Here is an 18,752-nt window from a genome sequence, read left to right on the forward strand (position 1 = left end):
AAGTGGTTGTTTTAGGTAAAGGAGGGAGACGGAGACTAGAACATGGAATTATCAGTGTATCAATAAGTTATCAGAGGAGAGTGACATGAAAAACCTATGCCCGAAATGCCACACAGAAATGATAGAACGTTCGAACGTTTATGTTTGTCCGAGAAATGATATCGGTGACTGCACCTACGATGCGTTCGAGTTAACTGATGACGATAATCCATACACATTCAGTCGAGAACACGTAAGTAGTGATCTACGTTCTTACACCGTAGCGGACAGCAAGTAGCTGTTTGTATTAACGTTCCTTTAAGTAGCATTCAGTGATTGCTGTTTGCTACTTATCCCTTGGTTTTATGATCTTTTTTGAAATACTTGGGCTAAAACAATCAAGTGGAGCTTTTTATCTTTGCGCCAAATAGGGCGAACTTTCTTATAAAAATGAATGGGCTGCGATGTTGAATAGCATAACGGGTAAAGAAAACCTGCCGAAAAATCCCGATAATCAGTTGGTCTTACTGATTTTCCCTGTGCTGCCAATTTTAATCTTCTCTTTTCTTTTTTACATCTACACACCCGCAGGCGTAAGCTGGAATGCGGAATGGATACCTGGCCTCGATATTAACTTCAGCTTTAGGTTAGATGGTCTGTCATTCCTTTTTGCCGGGCTGATCAGCGGGATTGGCGCACTGATCCAAATATACGCTTTGGCTTACTTACGAGAGAGTGATAGCCGATTTTCCTTTCATTTATACCTAACCCTATTCATGCTTGCCATGCTAGGGATTGTGATGAGCGATAACATCCTATTGTTGTTCGTTTTCTGGGAACTCACCACCATCACTTCTTACTTACTGATTGGTTTTAATCACGAAAACAAAACGTCACGAAAAAATGCACTGCAGTCGTTGATCGTTACAGGTGCTGGTGGATTAGCGTTGTTAGCTGGCCTTATCTTGTTGGGAGCGATGGCAGGGAGTTATGAGCTACATACGATCATCGCTCAGGCGGACACTATTGCGCAGCATGAATGGTTTATCCCATCTCTAGTGCTCATACTACTTGGTTCATTTACTAAATCTGCGCAGTTCCCGTTTCATTTTTGGCTACCTAACGCGATGGCAGCGCCCACTCCGGTCAGTGCGTATTTACACTCGGCAACAATGGTAAAGGCAGGCATTTACTTGTTAGCGCGTTTATCGCCAGTTTATGCTCATAGCGAGGTTTGGTTTTATGCCTTAGTGATCACAGGGAGTATCACCGCCGTTTGGTGCACGTTTGTCGCATTAAAACAAACTGACTTGAAGCTGATGCTAGCCTACAGCACGAACGTGGCTTTGGGGAAACTAACATTATTGTTAGGTATGGGCACAGATTTGGCCGTGAGTGCAGTATTGATGTTTATTCTCGCTCACTCTTTCTATAAAGCAGCGCTGTTTATGGTGGTGGGCAATATCGACAAAGCGACAGGAACACGAGATATCGATCAACTGTACGGCTTGAAGTCAGTGCTCGTCATCAGCATGGTTGCGGGGAGTTTGGCTGCATTGTCTAAAGCGGGATTCCCGCCGTTGTTAGGCTTTTTGAGCAAAGAATACATGTACAAATCCGCCGTAGAGCTCAATAACTGGATCGCCTTTGTACTTTTAATCGTGAATATACTGATGGTTGCGCTAACTATTATGCTTATTGCGAGACCATTCTTTGCTCACCGTGATCTCGTGCCAATTGAAACGAAGCCGATTGAGGCCCAAAAGGCTATGTGGGTTTCACCTTTACTCTTGGCACTTGGCAGTCTCATCGTTCCTTTAGTCGGTTTAAATTGGTTAGATCGCAATATCATTTTTCCGGGCTCTGCTGACATTCTGCCCACAGCTGCTCTTAAAGCGACATCATTATGGCATGGTGTGAATGTACCGCTGGTCCTAAGCGTTATCACGCTAGTATTGGGGTATGTGGTGTACCGTGTTTATCCTACTGTGTCTGCATTTTTTCAGCGGTTACATCTGTTCGTACCTAAAGCGGAGAACGCTTTTGAACGACTATTAGATGGCATGATGGCACTGGCGAAGTGGCAAACGGCGCTGTTGCAGCAAAAGAAGTTGAGTCGTTATGTCCTGCTATTTTTCACGGTACTCGCCGTCGCTTTGCTTGGTCAGGTAGCATTTATTCCTCTGCCTTTGTTTGAACAGCTTTCAAACGTGGCTTTCTATGAAATTGGCATTGCCTTATTGCTGGTTGGTGCAGCGATCGTATGTACGTTGTCTCACTCAAGGCTTCTTGCGATTTCTGCGCTAGGTATGATTGGTTTTATGACCACGCTTGTTTTTATGATCTACAGTGCTCCGGACGTCGCGAAGACTCTACTGTTAGTGGAAACATTAATGGTGGTCTTTTTAGCATTGTTAATGCGTCATATGCCGCGTTTAACCACCGTGCCCAAGCATTCAATAAAACGTAAATTGGCAAATGTTTGTATAGCGGGCGTGATAGGTGTTTCGATTACTTTCCTCTTGTTAGGAATCACGTCCCAGCCGATGGATTCATCGGTGTCGGATTTCTTTGCGGAAAATAGTGTCCCAGGCGGGCATGGGCGCAATATTGTCAACGTCATTCTCGTCGACTTTCGTGCGTTCGATACATTGGGAGAGGTTGTCGTCGTTGTCATTGCTGGGATTGCAGCAGTGAGCTTGCTTAAGACAAGAGCGAAAAAGCAAAACCGTATTCAATCATTAATTTTTGCAACCACGGCACATATCGTCGCGGCGCTCATGCTCGTGTTCTCTGTGTATCTGTTATTACGTGGTCATAACGAACCGGGTGGTGGCTTCATTGGTGCATTGATTGCCGTTATTGGCTTATCGCTTCTCATGTTCGCGGAATCACCGAAATACGTTCGTTCTAGATTGTATTTCAAGCCGTTTTTCATTGCGTTATCTGGCATTACATTGAGCTTAGTATCTGGTGCTTTGAGCTTTGCGTTTGATAAACCGTTTTTGACCGGACTGTGGTGGAAAGATGTGATACCACTAGGGACGCCATTGGTTTTTGATGTTGGTGTTTACCTTGCCGTTATAGGTGGCGTGATGGGTATGCTGCTTCGTATTAATGAGGAGCTAGAGTGATGGAAATAGTCTGGAGTGTTGTCGTTGGAGTATTTGTCGCCGCAGGTGTTTATTTAATGCTGGAAAAGCATATCTTGCGTCTTTTGTTCGGTATCATGTTACTCAGTAGTGCGGTTAACCTTGCTATTTTTACAGCGGGAAGGCTGACTCCTGGAGAGCCGCCACTGATTGGCGATAATGCTCTTTTGCCACCAGATGGCGCAGCAAACCCATTACCTCAAGCGCTGATTTTAACCGCGATAGTCATCGGTTTTGGGCTACTTATTTTTGCTTTAATGTTGTTCTATCGAGCTTATAAAGATTCTGGAACCGCAGACGTCGATGAAATGCAACGTTCTGAGGAGGGTCAATGAGTTCGATTTTGCTGACGTTACCTGTTGTTCTTTCATTGAGTACGGCGCTGACCATTTTCTTTGTACGTCGCTCAACAAAAAGTGCTGAGTGGTTAAGTGGCGCCAGTGCGATTTTGAGCCTTGTCGTCGCAGGCCTTCTCACAGAAAACATCATAAGTAATGGTATTCAAGCCGTTGCTTTTGGCCAGTGGCAAGCACCGTTTGGTATCGTTTTTGTCGCAGATTACTTCAGCGTTGCCATGGTGATGATTACGGCGGTGATTGGTGCGATATGTGTTTTCTATGCCATGGCGGACCTTCACCGAAAACCTTCCTATAGCAATTACCATGCGTTGACGCACGTGTTGCTTGCTGGTGTTTATGGCGCGTTCCTCACCGGAGATATTTTTAATCTGTATGTTTGGTTCGAGGTCATGCTCATCGCGTCATTTGGTTTAATGGTATTAGATGCAACGAAAACTCAAATTGATGGGGCAGTGAAGTATGTGATGTTGAACCTGATTTCGACGCTAGTGTTCTTACTTGCCATCGGTTTGTTGTATGGCGCAACGGGCACCTTGAACTTGGCCGATCTCTATACCAAAGCGGGAGAGAGCGAACTGAGCATCAACATGATGTTGTCCGCCTTGTTTTTGTTTGCCTTTTCTATCAAAGCGGCACTATTTCCTTTATTTGCTTGGTTGCCAGCTTCTTATCACACCTTACCAAGTGGTGTGGTTGCGCTGTTTGCTGCGTTGCTTACTAAAGTCGGCGTATACGCGTTAATACGAGTCTTCACATTGGTATTTCCGCTCGCCGAGAGTGGTTGGCAGCCGACGTTGATTTGGATTGCTGGCCTCACCATGTTAACGGGCGTTTTGGGGGCGGCAAGTCAATTCGACATTAAGAAGATTCTTTCTTTTCACATTATTAGCCAAATAGGCTATATGATCATGGGGTTGGCGATTTACACTCCCTTAGCTTTGGCTGGCGCAATTTTCTACATTGTTCACCACATCATTGTAAAAGCAAATTTGTTCTTAATCGGTGGCTTTATTGAGCGCAAATATGGGTCTAGTCAACTTGAACAGTTGGGCGGGGTATATAAAGCAATGCCTTGGTTAGCGTTCTTGTTTCTTGTCCCTGCGTTTTCTCTGGCAGGATTTCCGCCGCTCTCTGGTTTCTGGGGCAAATTCTTGGTGATCAAATCGAGTTTACAGGCTGAATATTACTGGTTAGCAGGTACCGCGCTATTGGTGGGGCTGCTTACTATCTACTCGATGACGAAAATTTGGAGTGAGGCATTCTGGAAAAAGCCGGTTAGGGAGAAAACAGAACAGACTCTGCAAGTCAAAGTACATTGGTTGTATTGCGTTCCAATTGCCGTATTGACCATGTTCACGTTGATCATAGGCTTGGTGGCGGAGCCTTTTTATCAGTTTTCTGTTCAAGCTGCTGAACAACTGTTAAATCCGAATGAATACATTCGAGCGGTATTGGGAGGAAATCTATGATCTATCTATTCCTCAATCTTTTCTTAGCATTAGCATGGATGATGTTAAACGGCAGCTATTCGAGTTTGAATTTTATTGTCGGGTTTACGGTCGGTTTTTTTGCCTTACGGTTGAGCCAACCATTTGGATTAAAAACCAGCTACTTTCGACGTTTTGCGTCGGCATTAAAGTTACTGGTGTACTTCGCTTATGAAATGATCATATCGGTTGCAAGAGTCGTGTGGGATGTCGTGACGCCAACGCATTTGAGCCAGCCAGATATCGTCTACGTCCCTTTGGACGTCGATTCCGACCTTGAAATCACCTTACTTGCGAATATGGTTTCGTTAACCCCGGGCACACTCAGTTTGGACGTTACGCCTGATAAAAAGCATCTTATCGTTCATGCCATGTTTGCACCTGAGCATGAAGAAGTTATCCGTGGAATTAAAAACGGATTAGAGCATCGAATTTTGGAGGTGACGCGTGGATAGTTGGCTGCAAATAAGTGTCACTTTTGCCTATGCAGGGCTATTACTCAGTTTTGTTATGGCTTTCTTCCGTTTAATTTTAGGACCAACGCTGGCTGACCGAGTTGTGGCGTTAGATTTGATTTCATTTATCACCATCGGTTTTATTACGGTTTACACCTTAGACAGTGGTGAGGATGCCTTGTTAGATATCGCCATTACATTAGGTTTGGTCGCATTTCTTGGCACAATCGCATTTGCGCGTTTGATCGTTAAAAGGAAGGAGAGAGAATAATGGATGTGTTGATTGGGCTGTTTTTATGTTTAGGGACGTTATTGATCCTAAGCGCTAGTTTAGGTGTGTTGCGGTTACCAGATCTATACACCCGAATGCATGCCGCAACCAAAGCCGGTACCGTCGGAGTTAGTTGCTTACTACTAGCGGTTGCCCTCTCAATTCCTGAAGTCACCGTGATCTCCCGAGTTATCGGTACGATGTTGTTTATCGTTCTCACGGCACCAGTCGCCTCCCACCTGCTCGGAAGAGCAATGCGAGAGGTCGGATATAAGATTTGGCGCAATGATTAAGTTTTTTCTTGTTTAACCAATTGTCACTATTAATTAAGCTGACTAATTTCTTCCAGCACTTCTGGGTTAGCAATAGCACCAATGTTTTTTACAGCTTGTCCGTTAACCAATTGTTTCACTGCTAGTTCAACCAGTTTGCCTGAGCGCGTTTTAGGAATATCACTGATAGCAAAAATTTGGCGTGGCACATGGCGTGGTGAACATTTTGTTTTTAGTGTTTCGCGAATTGAATCGGTGAGTTGTTGGGTTAACTCGACGTCGTGAGCGAGTTTTACTAGTAACCAGATTTCTTCAGACTGCTGGTTTAACTTGCCGACGGCGATGGAATCTTCGACCTCGGGTAACGCGTTCACTTGCTGATAGATCTCAGCGGTGCCGATTCGTACGCCGCCTGGATTCAATGTCGCATCGCTACGGCCATAAAAAATAAAACCGCCATGTTCGGTTTGCATCACATCGTCGCCGTGGTGCCAGATATCAGTAAACTTGCTCCAATAAGCGTTGTGATAGCGTTCGCCGTCGTCGTGCCAAAAACCGATAGGGAAATTAGGTAGCGAGTTATTGCACGTTAGTTCGCCGCGTTGCTTTGTAATCGCATTTCCCTCGTCGTTCAAAACACGCACGTCGATTCCCAGCCCTGAACCTTGGCATTCGCCTTTGTACACCGGTGAAATAGGGTTCCCAAGTACAAAACACCCACAAATATCCGTGCCGCCAGCGATAGAAGCGAGATGCAAGTCCTGCTTGATGTGCTGATAGACATAATTAAATTGTTCTGGGTAAAGCACCGAACCAGTTGAGCACAGAGTTTTGAGTGATTTCAGGTTATGTTCTAGTTTTGGAGAGCAGTTCGCATGCTCCAGTGCTTCTAAGTATTTCGCTGACGTACCAAACAGTGACACGCTATGTTCTTCCGCTAATCGCCATAAGACCGAGTGATCAGGGTAAACCGGACTACCGTCGTAAATCACTAAGGTTGCACCACTCGCAAGAGCGGAAACATGCCAGTTCCACATCATCCAACCACATGTTGTGTAGTAGAAAACCTTGTCTTGTGGTTTGATATCGCAATGTAGTTGGTGTTCTTTGAGGTGATTGAGCAGGGTTCCGCCTACGGAATGGACAATACACTTTGGTTGCCCCGTTGTGCCAGAAGAATACAAAATGAATAATGGGTCATTAAACAGTGTTGATTGATATTGAACTGGTTTTGGAGAAAAGTGGTGAGTAATATCAGACCAATACACAAAGTCAGAAGTGCTAGCATTCTTAGCATTTTGTAAATATTCGATTTGGCATACGCTAATAGTAGCGTCTTCGGAGGTACTGCTTAACTTACTACTAAGAGTGGTGTTTTTGTCCGTCATATCGAAAGCTTTGCCTCCGAACTGGTAGCCATCACAGCAAAAAAGAACTTTCGGTTTGACCTGACCAAAACGCTCTACGACGCTATCGATACCAAAATCAGGAGAGGTTGAAGTCCAAATGGCGCCAAGGCTGGTAGTAGCCAACATGGCTATAACGGTTTCTGGAAGGTAGGGCAAATAACCCGCAACGACATCGCCTTTGCCAACACCACAATTGAGTAGCCATTGCTGAATGACAGACACTTGTTCGAGCAACTGTGTACCAGTGAGCTGCTTGTGTTCACCGCGTTCATTAGTAAAAACGATAAACTCACGCTCAGGTGTTTGTTCGGCCTGAGAGAGGAGATTCTCTGCGTAGTTAAGCGTGGCGTCAGCAAACCATACGGTGTCCCTATTGACATGGCTCTGAGTAGAATCTGTCTGTGTCCACTTGGGAGCACCAAGGCTTTTGACTTGCGAGCCAATATTTCCAATGACGTTACAGAAATGCCAAGTATGTCGCCAAAATTCGTCATTGTGGCCAATGGACCACTGGTGTAGAGACGTGTAATTGTTGATTACGGCACCTTCGGCTTTGTCTTTATTAACCTTTTCAATGAACCGTAATAAGTTGCTATTGCTGACGCGCTCAGCAGATGGTGACCAAATAGGTGCAGAATTTGGCATAGGTCCCTCAAATTTCAATTCTTTTGAATATGACCAAAACAAAATAAAGGGGCGAACATAGCAGTGTTCGCCCCTTATCTGATCGTTTAAAGTTGTTCGGCAAGCTGAGGTAGTACCTCAAATAAATCACCAACCAATCCATAGTCGGCAACTTCAAAGATAGGAGATTCTGGATCTTTGTTGATCGCGACAATCACTTTGGACTCCTTCATTCCTGCAAGATGCTGGATGGCACCGGAAATCCCAACCGCTATATAAAGCTTAGGCGCAACGATTTTACCGGTTTGACCCACTTGTAAGTCGTTGGCAACAAACCCGGCATCAACCGCCGCGCGAGAAGCGCCAATGGCAGCACCTAGTTTATCGGCAACTTGTTCGATCAACGCGAAGTTCTCTTTGCTACCGACCCCGCGTCCACCTGACACAACCACCTCTGCCGCGCTTAATTCAGGACGCTCTGACACGGTTTTATCGACAGAAACCAATTCAACCAATGGAGTTGAGATGGTGACTTGCTGATGCTCAATGTCAGCTTGGTTGTGACAAGTAACCGGCTCAAACGCAGACGCGCGCACGGTGACGACGCGAACCTTGTCGCTGGTGGTCACTTTGGCAAATGCGTTTCCTGCGTAAATAGGGCGGATAAAAGTGTTTTCATCGATAACTTGGACAATATCGGAAATTTGCCCAACGCCGAACTTCGCTGCTACTCGCGGTGCAAGATCTTTCCCTTTTGATGATGAGCTAGCCCAGATTGCGTCAAAACCTTCAGCAACACTCACTACAATAGGTGCGATACTCTCGGCAAATTGATGCTTAAGTTGCTCATCATCGACACAAATTACGTTTGATATACCATCAACGCGACAAGCTTGCTGAGCGACTTCTTCACACTGGTGGCCCACTACGATCAAAACATTGTCTTGGCTGACTTGTTTTGCTGCATTAACTACTTTGAGTGTGTCCGCATGCAATTGGTTATTGTCATGTTCTGCTATGATTAAGTTCTTCATGAAATCACCTTCGCTTCGTTACGCAGCTTATCGAGAAGCTCTGAGACAGATTCAACCTTGATGCCACCTTTTCTCTGCGCTGGTGGTGTGACTTCTTGAATGGTTTGGCTAAATACCACTTCAACACCCAGAGTGTCAGGTGTGATTGTATCTAACGGCTTGCGCTTGGCTTTCATTATATTAGGCAAAGAGGCAAAACGCGGTTCATTCAGGCGTAAGTCAGTACTGACCACAGCAGGTAGGTTCATCGCGACCGTCATCAAGCCGCCATCCACTTCTCTCACGACCTGAACTTTTTGATCTTCTATCTTCACGTCTGAAGCGAAAGTTGCTTGAGGCCAGTCAAGTAGGGCTGCCAGCATCTGAGCCACTTGGTTGTTGTCGGTATCAATGGATTGTTTACCCGTAATCACAAGCTGTGCTTGTTCTTGCTCAACCAGAGCTTTGAGCAGCTTAGCGACGACCAATGGCTCTATTTTGTCTTCAGTATCGACATGAATAGCGCGATCGGCACCTAACGCAAGCGCAGTACGCAGTTGCTCCTGACATTGGCTACCGCCAGCACTGACAACGATGACTTCATCTGCAATACCTTGCTCTTTTAGTCGTACGGCTTCTTCAACGGCTATTTCGCAAAATGGATTAATCGTCATCTTGACGTTATTGGTTTCAACATCGCTATGGTCCGCTTTCACACGAACTTTAACGTAGGGATCAATGACCCTTTTGATTGGCACTAGTATTTTCACGTTAGATTCCTTTTTACAGTGAAGACTATGTGTTTACAGTGAAGACGATGTGATGACGTCTTTAAAATGATGTTAATTTACCTTTACGTTTGCGTCAACTTTAAATATATTGTTGCTTAACAAGTTGGCAACATGCAAAGAAAAAGGAATGCAATCATGGAAAGAGACTGCATGGAATTTGATGTTCTGATTGTAGGCGCTGGTCCCGCAGGTTTGTCTGCGGCATGCCGAATCAAACAATTAGCAGCAGAAAAAGAACAAGACCTCTCTGTTTGCGTGGTAGAAAAAGGCTCTGAAGTTGGAGCGCATATTTTATCGGGCGCGGTGTTTGAAACGCGAAGTTTGGATGAGCTTTTTCCCGACTGGCAAGAGAAAGGCGCTCCGCTCAATACCAAAGTAAACCAAGATAAAACCTACTATCTAGGCAATGAAATCAATGGTCATGAACTGCCTTCTTGGGCGGTGCCTAATACGTTACATAACAAAGGTAATTACATCATAAGTTTGGGCAGTCTATGCCGATGGATGGCGTTGCAGGCTGAGAACTTGGGGGTGGAGGTCTACCCAGGTTTTACCGCCAGTCAAGCGATCATCGATGAAGATAGTCGTGTTTGTGGCGTGATCACGGGCGATATGGGGTTAGACAAAAATGGTGAACAAAAAGGAAATTTCGAACCTGGTATTGAACTGCGAGCGAAGTTTACTTTATTTGCTGAAGGCGCGCGGGGTCATATTGGTAAGCAATTGATTAACCGATTTAATCTTGCTGAAGAGAAAACGCCTCAACATTACGCTATCGGTTTTAAAGAGCTGTGGGAAATCCCATCAGAGCAGCATCAGCAAGGCTTAGTAGTGCACGGATTAGGTTGGCCGTTATCAAACGAAGCTGCAGGTGGCAGTTACCTCTACCATTTAGAGGGAAACCAAGTTGCCGTCGGGTTGATTGTTGACTTGAATTATAAGAATCCGCACTTGAGTCCATTCGATGAGTTTCAACGTTTTAAACATCACCCGTTGATTGAGCAATACCTCAAAAATGGTAAACGCATTAGTTATGGCGCAAGAGCGATCACCAAGGGCGGTTTCCATTCGCTTCCAACGCAACAGTTTGCTGGTGGCTTGTTGATTGGCTGTGATGCAGGAACGCTTAACGGCGCTAAAATCAAAGGCACGCACACCGCAATGAAATCTGGCATGCTTGCCGCCGAAGCAGTATGTGAAGCCCTTGAGAGTCAGTCAGTTACTGCTGATTATCAAAAGCATTTCAAACAGTCTTGGCTGTATGAAGAACTTTATCAAGCACGTAACTTTTCAAGTGGCATTCACCGCTTTGGATCGTGGCTGGGCGGTGGCTTAGCGCTGCTGGAACATAACGTGTTAAAAGGTAAAGCTAAGTGGCATATCCGCTGTGATAAGCCCGATCACCAGTCTTTGTTATTGGCGGAAAAAAGCAATGAAATTGTCTATCCGAAGCCTGATGGTGTATTAAGTTTCGATCGCCTCTCTTCTGTTTATCTATCCAATATCTTCCATGAGGAAGATCAGCCGTGCCACTTACGTTTGGCGAACCAGCGCATTCCCATCGAGCAGAATCTTGAATTATATGCAGAGCCAGCACAGCGCTATTGCCCGGCTGGCGTTTATGAAATCGTACAAGGGGATCAGCAGCCAGAGCTACTAATAAATGCGGCGAACTGTATCCACTGTAAGACCTGCGACATCAAAGATCCAAGTCAAAATATTACCTGGACACCGCCGGAAGGTGGTGGTGGCCCTAACTATCCGAATATGTAGTCGTCTGAGAATAATTTTTATTAACAATTTATTTACTTAAAGTTTGCGTTAGTTCAAATCTTTCTCGATGAACTCGATTGCAACTTAATCTTTCAAGCACTATTCTGATTTTAAATTGACGTTTACGTAAACTGAATACAAAGTTGATGCATAGGTGTAAAAGCGGTTACCAGTATCAAAGTTAGGTTTGATCAAATAGTGCTCAATGGAACGCACTTAAATAACGAAAGGGAGATCAACTATGGTATCGGAATCGCCTCTGTTGCAGGTAAACGATATTTCATTGGCTTTTGGTGGGGTGAAAGCTCTAACTGACGTGAGCTTCCATGTGAATGAAAAGGAAATTTTTTCAATCATTGGTCCAAACGGTGCAGGTAAAACCTCAATGCTCAATTGCATCTCTGGTCGATACACACCAAACAAAGGCTCTGTAATCTTCGCTGGAGATGATGTAACCAAACGAACACCTAGCCAACGAGCTGAGTTAGGGTTGGGAAGGACCTTCCAGAACTTAGCACTCTTTTCTCATATGTCGGTACTCGACAACATTATGGTTGGTCGACATCACCTACTGAAAAACAACTTCGTCACAGGGCCACTTTACTGGTTCTCTAACGCGCAGAAAGAAGAAATGGCGCACCGTAAATACGTAGAAGACGTAATCGATTTTCTTGAAATCCAGCACATCCGCAAAGCCACCGCTGGCACGCTATCTTACGGTTTACGTAAACGTGTAGAGCTTGCTCGTGCCATTGCCTTAAAACCTAAGTTACTGCTGCTTGATGAACCAATGGCAGGCATGAACTTGGAAGAAAAGGAAGACATGGCGCGTTACATCATGGATCTGAATGAAGAGTTAGACATCACCATCATCATGATCGAGCACGATATGGGCGTGGTGATGGATATCTCTAACCGCGTATTGGTGTTGGATTTTGGTAAACACATTGCGATGGGCGAGCCAGAAGAAGTGATGGCCAACCCACATGTGAAACAAGCGTACTTAGGCGAAGAGCTACCGACATTAGAGGAGAGTGCATAATGGCACAGCAACATAATGATTGGGCAGATATAACCCGCTTAGATACCTTTCCAAAAGTGTTGCAGCACAATGCCAAGAAATGGCCCGAGCAAGTCGCAATGCGTGAAAAGGAGTTTGGTATTTGGCGAGAGTTCACTTGGCAAGATTATGAAAATCGAGTGAAGTGGATGGCTCTGGCACTGCAAGATTTAGGTGTTGGTGAGCAAGACGTTGTTGGTTTGCTGGGTGATAACCGCCCGGAATGGGTATGGGGCGAGTTGGCTGCCCATGCGATCAAAGGTTTCTCGCTGGGCATCTATCAAGATTCCATGCACGAAGAAGTGGCGTACCTCATCAACTATGCCAAAGCAAAAGTCGTGGTTGCCGAAGATGAAGAACAATGCGACAAACTACTTGAACTCGGTGATGAGATCCCAAGCGTAGAATTCATTATCTATTGTGACCCGCGTGGAATGCGCAAGTACGACGACCCACGACTGATTGATGTTGAGCAGGTCTATAAAAAAGGTCAACTGATCGACAAAGCGGATCCGGATAAATATCTCAATATGGTTGCGGCAACCAAAGGCAGCGATCTTTCGATTCTTTGTACCACGTCGGGTACGACTTCCAAACCAAAATTAGCTCAGCTACACAGCGGCACGTTCTTGGATCACTGTGCGGCTTATCTGCGTGCAGACCCGCGCTCCCCAGGCGACAACTACGTTTCTGTTCTGCCTTTGCCTTGGATTATGGAGCAGGTGTATGTGGTTGGTCAGGCGTTGATTTCTCGTCAAATCGTTAACTTCGTGGAAGAACAAGAAACCATGATGTCCGACTTGCGCGAAATTGGCCCGAACTTCGTCCTACTTGCACCGCGTGTATGGGAAAACATTGTGGCAGACGTGTCTGCGCGAATGATGGATTCCACACCGTTTAAGCAGAAGATGTACAAACTGGGCATGAGCTTAGCCAACAAAGCGCTGGAGCAGGGTAAACGCTCTAAGTTGGCTGAATGGATTCTTCTGCGTGCTCTGCGTGACCGCTTAGGTTTCTCGAATCTAGCATCTGCTGCGACGGGTGGTGCGGCGATGGGACCGGACACGTTCCGTTATCTGCAAGCGATCGGCGTACCACTCAAGCAGCTTTACGGTCAAACCGAAATGTGTGGTGCGTACACCGTCCACCAAGCCGATGACGTGGATTACGATTCCGTCGGCGTCGCGTTTGACAATGCAGAAGTGAAAGTCATCAACCCAGACAGCAATGGCGTGGGTGAGATCATCGCGAAAAGTACCGGCATGTTTACTGGCTACCTGAACAACCAGGAAGCGTATGACGAAGACGTACAAGACGGATGGATGCATACGGGTGATGCGGGCTATTTTAAAGATTCCGGTCACTTGGTGGTGATTGATCGTCTGAAAGACATGTCGGAAACCAGCCATGGCGACCGCTACTCTCCGCAGTTCATTGAAAACAAACTCAAGTTCTCGCCGTTTATTGCAGAAGCCGTAGTGGTGGGCAAAGGTCGACCTTGGCTATCCGCCATCATCTGTATTCGCTACGCGATTGTTGCGAAGTGGGCAGAGCAGCGCGGTTTGGCATTCACTAACTACACCAACTTATCCGCTCAACCAGAAGTGTATCAAGCGATTCGTGAAGAAGTACTGAAAGTGAACGAATCACTGCCGGATGCACAGAAGATCAGCAAATTCATTCTACTTTACAAAGAGCTAGATGCCGACGATGGCGAGTTAACTCGTACGCGTAAAGTGCGCCGTGGTGTGGTTGCGGAGAAATACGGAGACATCATCGAAACCATCTACAGCGACGATCCAAAAGTCGATGTGGATACGGTGATCACTTATCAGGATGGCACCAAAACACGCATTCAAACGTCGCTAGTGATTGAAACGCTTATTGAACATGAGCCAACACTGGTGGATAGCGAACAACGGAGGATCGCATAGTGAATACGGATTTATTACTGCAACTCGTCATTAATGGCGTGATCGTTGGCATGTTGTATGGCGTTGTCGCCATGTGCTTTGTATTGATTTACAAATCGACCCAGGTGGTCAACTTTGCTCAGGGTGAGTTCTTGTTGATTGGCGCGTGGGTATGTTGGGCGGCATTGGTACACCTACAGTTACCGTTTTTTATCGGCTTTTTACTCACGCTTGCGTTCATGATGGTGTTCGGTATTGCGGTGCAAACCATTGTGCTCAGGCCGTTAATTGGTGAGCCGATTATCTCGGTGATCATGGTGACCATCGGTCTGTCCATGTTCTTCCAAGCATTGATGAAATGGATATTTGGTGTCTCGGCTGTGTCGTATCCGCAAGTGTTCGAAACAAATGTGGTGAATATCGGTGGTTTGAACGTTGAGTTCGCTTACATTCTGAGTTTGATCTTCTCGATGCTCATCATGGGCGCGTTCTACTGGTTCTTCAAATTTAGCAAAATGGGTCTGGCAATGCGCGCAACGGCATTTAACCAGCAAGTAGCCCAGAGTCTTGGCATTTCCATCAAGAAAGTGTTCGCCATTAGTTGGGCTATTTCGGCAATGGTATCTGCAACAGCAGGGATTGTTATCGGGATCGTTAACGGCGTATCTGACGCGCTATCCATTATTGGTATCAAAGTTTTCCCAGCCGTTATTTTAGGTGGCTTAGATTCTGTAGTCGGCGCAATTGTCGGTGGCATCACCATCGGGGTGCTAGAAAACTTGGCTGAGTTTTTTGATAGCCAATACCTGCAAGTGGGTAACCTGTACAACATCGCACCATTCTATGTGCTGTTAATCATTCTTGCCTTCAAGCCATACGGCCTGTTTGGTACCAAAGATATCGAGCGTATTTAAGGAGAAATAACATGGCTCAACTTAGCATGCGCCCATGTGGGGATTTTCGAACCACATACAAAAGTGATACGCCAATTTTTGAAACCAAAACCATCAGAAGCCTTGCGATTGCAGGTGTCATCGCCATGCTGGCAGCACCGCTGGTCTTGGATATTTACTTCCTAAACCTGTTTATTCAGATTGCATACCTCGGTATCGCGGCATTGGGCTTAAACATTCTGGTTGGTTTTACCGGACAAATCTCGCTAGGTCACGGTGCGTTCTTTGGCTTTGGCGCCTTTGCATCGGCTTGGCTAAATAACCAGTTTAACATTCCAGTCGTGTTTGCGATTCCGCTCGCGGGTTACTTAACCATGATTGTAGGGATGCTGTTTGGTCTGCCAGCGGCTCGAATTAAAGGTTTATATCTAGCTATCGCAACGTTGGCGGCGCAGTTTATTTTAGAGGACTTCTTTGCTCGTGCAGACTGGTTCAGTGGCGGCTCATATGGTGCTGGTGCAAACCCTATCAATCTGTTTGGCTTTGAGTTTACGACCGACGAAAGTTTCTTCTACATCGCTCTATTTGCGCTGATCTTCATGTATATGTGGGCATCGAACTTGATCCGTTCTCGTGATGGTCGCGCGTTTGTCTCGGTACGAGATCACTATCTGTCGGCAGAAATCATGGGCATCAACCTAACTAAGTATCGTCTGCTCTCATTTGGTGTATGCGCATTCTATGCGGGCATCGGGGGCGCACTCTACGGACATTATCTAGGTTTTGTATCAGCAGAAGGTTTCACCATCATGATGTCTATCCAGTTTTTGGCAATGATCATCATTGGTGGCTTGGGTTCAGTCAAAGGCACATTGATGGGTACGATATTTATCGTATTGCTGCCTGAAGTTTTGGAGTTTGGCGTGACGGGGTTGGCTGAGTTTAGCAATAACACTTCGTTCATTGATGGCCTGGCTTACTTCAAAGAAATGGCGATTGGTTTAGTCATCATGCTGTTCCTCATTTTCGAACCTCAAGGGTTATCGCATCGCTGGCAACAGATTCGAGCATATTGGAAACACTATCCGTTCTCATATTAACGTGGAATTAAGTGGAATATACCTCAATAACAAGGACAACGAGTTATGAACAAAGGACATTTAGCGACAACGTTGGTGCTATCTTCGGCACTGTTTACTACCGCCACTTGGGCAAAAGACTCTGTATTTGTCGGGCAATTGGTCGACTTTTCTGGACCAACAGCCTACGTGAGTAAGCCTTATGGTTCTGGTGTGCGAGACGCATTACGCTGGATCAACCAAAACGGTGGCATTAACGGTACTGAGCTCGAATTTGAAACGGTAGACATGGCGTATAAAGTGCCAGTAGCCATTTCCAACTACAAACGTTGGGTGGCGCGTAAAGACATGGTTGCGCTACAAGGTTGGGGCACGGCAGATACCGAAGCACTCATCTCGTTTGTGACCAAAGACAAAGTGCCAGTGTTCTCTGCCTCTTATTCAGGTCACTTAACGGACCCAACCGGCAAGAACCCAAAAACCGCGAAACCAGCGCCTTATAACTTCTTCTATGGTGCGTCGTACTCAGATGCGTGTCGTGCACTAGTGAAGTGGGCGAAAGAAGATTGGGAATCAAAGGGCAACCAAGGTGCGCCGAAATTTACCCATATTGGCGATAACCACCCATTCCCGAATGCGCCAAAAGAAGCGTGTGCAGAATATGCTGAAGAGCTTGGTTTTGAGGTACAAAACCCAGTCGTTGTGTCACTCAAACCGGGTGATTTCAAAGCACAATGTCTGTCACTCAAAGAGTCTGGCACCAACTACGGTTACATTGCCAATATCGGTAGCTCGGTAATCTCACTCGTGAAGTCTTGTAATACGGTTGGTACAGAGTTCCAGTACATGGCGAACATTTGGGGCGGTGACAAACCAGTACTTGAAGCGGCGGGCGATGGCCTTAAAGATTATGTTTTTCCTGGCATGACGGCGTTTTGGGGAGACGATAACGAAGGCATGAAACTGGTTCGTGAGATTTCTAAGCAGTCTGAATCAGAGCCTGGCGAGTTTAGAACTCACCACTACATTCGCGGCATTTGTTCTGCGTTCTACATGAAAGAAGCGATGGAGTGGGCGAAAGACAACGGTGGCATCACGGGTGAAAACATCAAGAAGGGCATGTATGTCCATGACAACTGGGTCCCACAAGGCTTAGAAGGTGTTTGTGTACCTGCGAACTGGAAACCGGAAGATCACCGTGGCACAACAACCGTGAACGTGTTTATGGGTAACAACAACGGCGGCGCAGTTGATATTAAGAAAGTATCTCAGGTGACATTGTCACGTCGTGACGATTGGCTAGGTTACTAATCGACGACTTATTAATAACAAAGCTTACTGAAAATAAGGATGGATGAGAGGACACTCTCACCCTAGCAAGGAGTAGCTTGATGGCTGAATTAGCAACGAATATCGAACCGGCAGAAATACTGCTTTCAGTGAACAACATTGAAGTCGTCTACGACGAAGTAATACTAGTACTTCGCGGTGTGAGCTTAGAAGTTCCAAAAGGGCAGATAGTGACCTTACTGGGTGCCAACGGTGCGGGTAAATCAACGACGTTGAAAGCCATTTCTGGTTTGTTGAAAACCGAAGATGGTGAAGTGACGCGCGGCGAAATCAACTTCATGGGCGAGCGCATAGACAACAAAAGCCCGGAAGAGATCGTCCGTTCGGGCATCTTCCAAGTTATGGAAGGGCGCCGAATTGTTGAAGATATGACGGTAATAGAAAATCTTCGCTTAGGCGCTTATACACGCACTGACAACGAAGTTGAACAAGACATCGAAATGGTGTTTGATTATTTCCCTCGTCTTAAAGAGCGCACTGGTCTAGCGGGTTATTTGTCAGGTGGTGAGCAGCAAATGCTAGCGATTGGTCGTGCACTGATGGCTCGTCCAAAAATGATCTTGTTGGATGAACCTTCGATGGGGCTTTCGCCGCTATTGGTGAAGGAGGTGTTCAGCATTATTAACAAGATTAATAAAGAACAAGGCATTACCATGCTTTTGGTTGAGCAGAATGCCAACTTTGCCCTTCAAGCGGCCGATTACGGTTACATCATGGAATCAGGCAAAATCGTACTGGATGGCAGCAAGCACGAACTGCTAAACAATGAAGATGTGAAAGAGTTCTACCTTGGCGGCGGCGATGAAGATCGCAAGAGCTTCAAGAATCTGAAATCTTACAAACGTCGTAAGCGTTGGTTGTAAGGAGCGATG

General features: G+C 45.9%; 17 protein-coding genes. 14 read left to right on the forward strand and 3 right to left on the reverse strand.

What is annotated here, in order from left to right; translation table 11 throughout:
• Positions 1-85 precede the first annotated feature (85 nt).
• From FR741_RS18230 to mnhG, 7 genes are all read left to right on the forward strand, one after another.
• A complete protein-coding gene (locus FR741_RS18230) occupies positions 86-277 on the forward strand; it encodes a hypothetical protein (protein WP_005392611.1) in 192 nt (63 codons plus the stop codon).
• 166 nt (positions 278-443) lie between these two features.
• Positions 444-3,113, forward strand: coding sequence for a hydrogen gas-evolving membrane-bound hydrogenase subunit E (gene mbhE, locus FR741_RS18235; RefSeq protein WP_174856105.1), 2,670 nt, complete (start codon positions 444-446; stop codon positions 3,111-3,113).
• Positions 3,113-3,466, forward strand: coding sequence for a Na+/H+ antiporter subunit C (locus FR741_RS18240; protein WP_167427378.1), 354 nt, complete (start codon positions 3,113-3,115; stop codon positions 3,464-3,466). Before mbhE ends, FR741_RS18240 begins: the two co-directional genes overlap by 1 nt.
• Complete coding sequence (locus tag FR741_RS18245; protein WP_167427379.1) at positions 3,463-4,959, forward strand: Na+/H+ antiporter subunit D; 1,497 nt, start codon at positions 3,463-3,465, stop codon at positions 4,957-4,959. Before FR741_RS18240 ends, FR741_RS18245 begins: the two co-directional genes overlap by 4 nt.
• Positions 4,956-5,432: a Na+/H+ antiporter subunit E gene (locus FR741_RS18250; protein WP_005392607.1), complete on the forward strand. Its 477-nt coding sequence runs from the start codon at positions 4,956-4,958 to the stop codon at positions 5,430-5,432. Before FR741_RS18245 ends, FR741_RS18250 begins: the two co-directional genes overlap by 4 nt.
• The gene (locus FR741_RS18255) at positions 5,425-5,703 is read left to right on the forward strand and encodes a cation:proton antiporter (RefSeq protein ID WP_046875930.1); all 279 of its coding nucleotides are present in this window, start codon (positions 5,425-5,427) and stop codon (positions 5,701-5,703) included. Before FR741_RS18250 ends, FR741_RS18255 begins: the two co-directional genes overlap by 8 nt.
• A complete protein-coding gene (gene mnhG / locus FR741_RS18260) occupies positions 5,703-5,996 on the forward strand; it encodes a monovalent cation/H(+) antiporter subunit G (RefSeq protein WP_054867462.1) in 294 nt (97 codons plus the stop codon). The genes FR741_RS18255 and mnhG overlap by 1 nt, the downstream gene beginning before the upstream one ends.
• A 29-nt stretch (positions 5,997-6,025) precedes the next feature.
• Here mnhG and FR741_RS18265 read toward each other — a convergent pair whose 3' ends face one another.
• The 3 genes from FR741_RS18265 to FR741_RS18275 all read right to left on the reverse strand — a co-directional run bounded on the left by FR741_RS18265 (position 6,026) and on the right by FR741_RS18275 (position 9,791).
• On the reverse strand, positions 6,026-8,029 hold the full coding sequence (locus tag FR741_RS18265) for an acetoacetate--CoA ligase (RefSeq protein ID WP_167427380.1): 2,004 nt from the start codon (positions 8,027-8,029) through the stop codon (positions 6,026-6,028).
• A gap of 86 nt (positions 8,030-8,115) precedes the next feature.
• Positions 8,116-9,042 carry an electron transfer flavoprotein subunit alpha/FixB family protein gene (locus FR741_RS18270; RefSeq protein WP_167427381.1) on the reverse strand — a complete coding sequence of 309 codons (927 nt, stop codon included), beginning with the start codon at positions 9,040-9,042 and terminating at the stop codon, positions 8,116-8,118.
• The gene (locus FR741_RS18275) at positions 9,039-9,791 is read right to left on the reverse strand and encodes an electron transfer flavoprotein subunit beta/FixA family protein (protein ID WP_006741064.1); all 753 of its coding nucleotides are present in this window, start codon (positions 9,789-9,791) and stop codon (positions 9,039-9,041) included. The genes FR741_RS18270 and FR741_RS18275 overlap by 4 nt, the downstream gene beginning before the upstream one ends.
• 156 nt (positions 9,792-9,947) lie before the next feature.
• Between FR741_RS18275 and FR741_RS18280 the strand changes: the two genes are divergently transcribed.
• The 7 genes from FR741_RS18280 to FR741_RS18310 all read left to right on the forward strand — a co-directional run bounded on the left by FR741_RS18280 (position 9,948) and on the right by FR741_RS18310 (position 18,743).
• Positions 9,948-11,585 (forward strand): electron transfer flavoprotein-ubiquinone oxidoreductase, encoded by a 1,638-nt coding sequence (locus FR741_RS18280; RefSeq protein WP_167427382.1) that lies wholly within the window; start codon positions 9,948-9,950, stop codon positions 11,583-11,585.
• A 241-nt stretch (positions 11,586-11,826) separates the two neighbouring features.
• Positions 11,827-12,627 (forward strand): ABC transporter ATP-binding protein, encoded by an 801-nt coding sequence (locus FR741_RS18285; protein WP_005392600.1) that lies wholly within the window; start codon positions 11,827-11,829, stop codon positions 12,625-12,627.
• The gene (locus FR741_RS18290) at positions 12,627-14,579 is read left to right on the forward strand and encodes a long-chain fatty acid--CoA ligase (RefSeq protein ID WP_167427383.1); all 1,953 of its coding nucleotides are present in this window, start codon (positions 12,627-12,629) and stop codon (positions 14,577-14,579) included. The genes FR741_RS18285 and FR741_RS18290 overlap by 1 nt, the downstream gene beginning before the upstream one ends.
• Positions 14,579-15,472 (forward strand): branched-chain amino acid ABC transporter permease, encoded by an 894-nt coding sequence (locus FR741_RS18295; protein WP_005392598.1) that lies wholly within the window; start codon positions 14,579-14,581, stop codon positions 15,470-15,472. Before FR741_RS18290 ends, FR741_RS18295 begins: the two co-directional genes overlap by 1 nt.
• A gap of 11 nt (positions 15,473-15,483) precedes the next feature.
• Positions 15,484-16,551 carry a branched-chain amino acid ABC transporter permease gene (locus FR741_RS18300; protein WP_104973556.1) on the forward strand — a complete coding sequence of 356 codons (1,068 nt, stop codon included), beginning with the start codon at positions 15,484-15,486 and terminating at the stop codon, positions 16,549-16,551.
• A 45-nt stretch (positions 16,552-16,596) separates the two neighbouring features.
• Positions 16,597-17,841, forward strand: coding sequence for an ABC transporter substrate-binding protein (locus FR741_RS18305; protein WP_006741059.1), 1,245 nt, complete (start codon positions 16,597-16,599; stop codon positions 17,839-17,841).
• An 80-nt stretch (positions 17,842-17,921) separates the two neighbouring features.
• Positions 17,922-18,743: an ABC transporter ATP-binding protein gene (locus FR741_RS18310; RefSeq protein WP_005373283.1), complete on the forward strand. Its 822-nt coding sequence runs from the start codon at positions 17,922-17,924 to the stop codon at positions 18,741-18,743.
• Positions 18,744-18,752 lie beyond the last annotated feature (9 nt).

Source organism: Vibrio diabolicus, from assembly GCF_011801455.1.
In the GTDB taxonomy this organism is placed as follows: Bacteria; Pseudomonadota; Gammaproteobacteria; order Enterobacterales; family Vibrionaceae; genus Vibrio; species Vibrio diabolicus.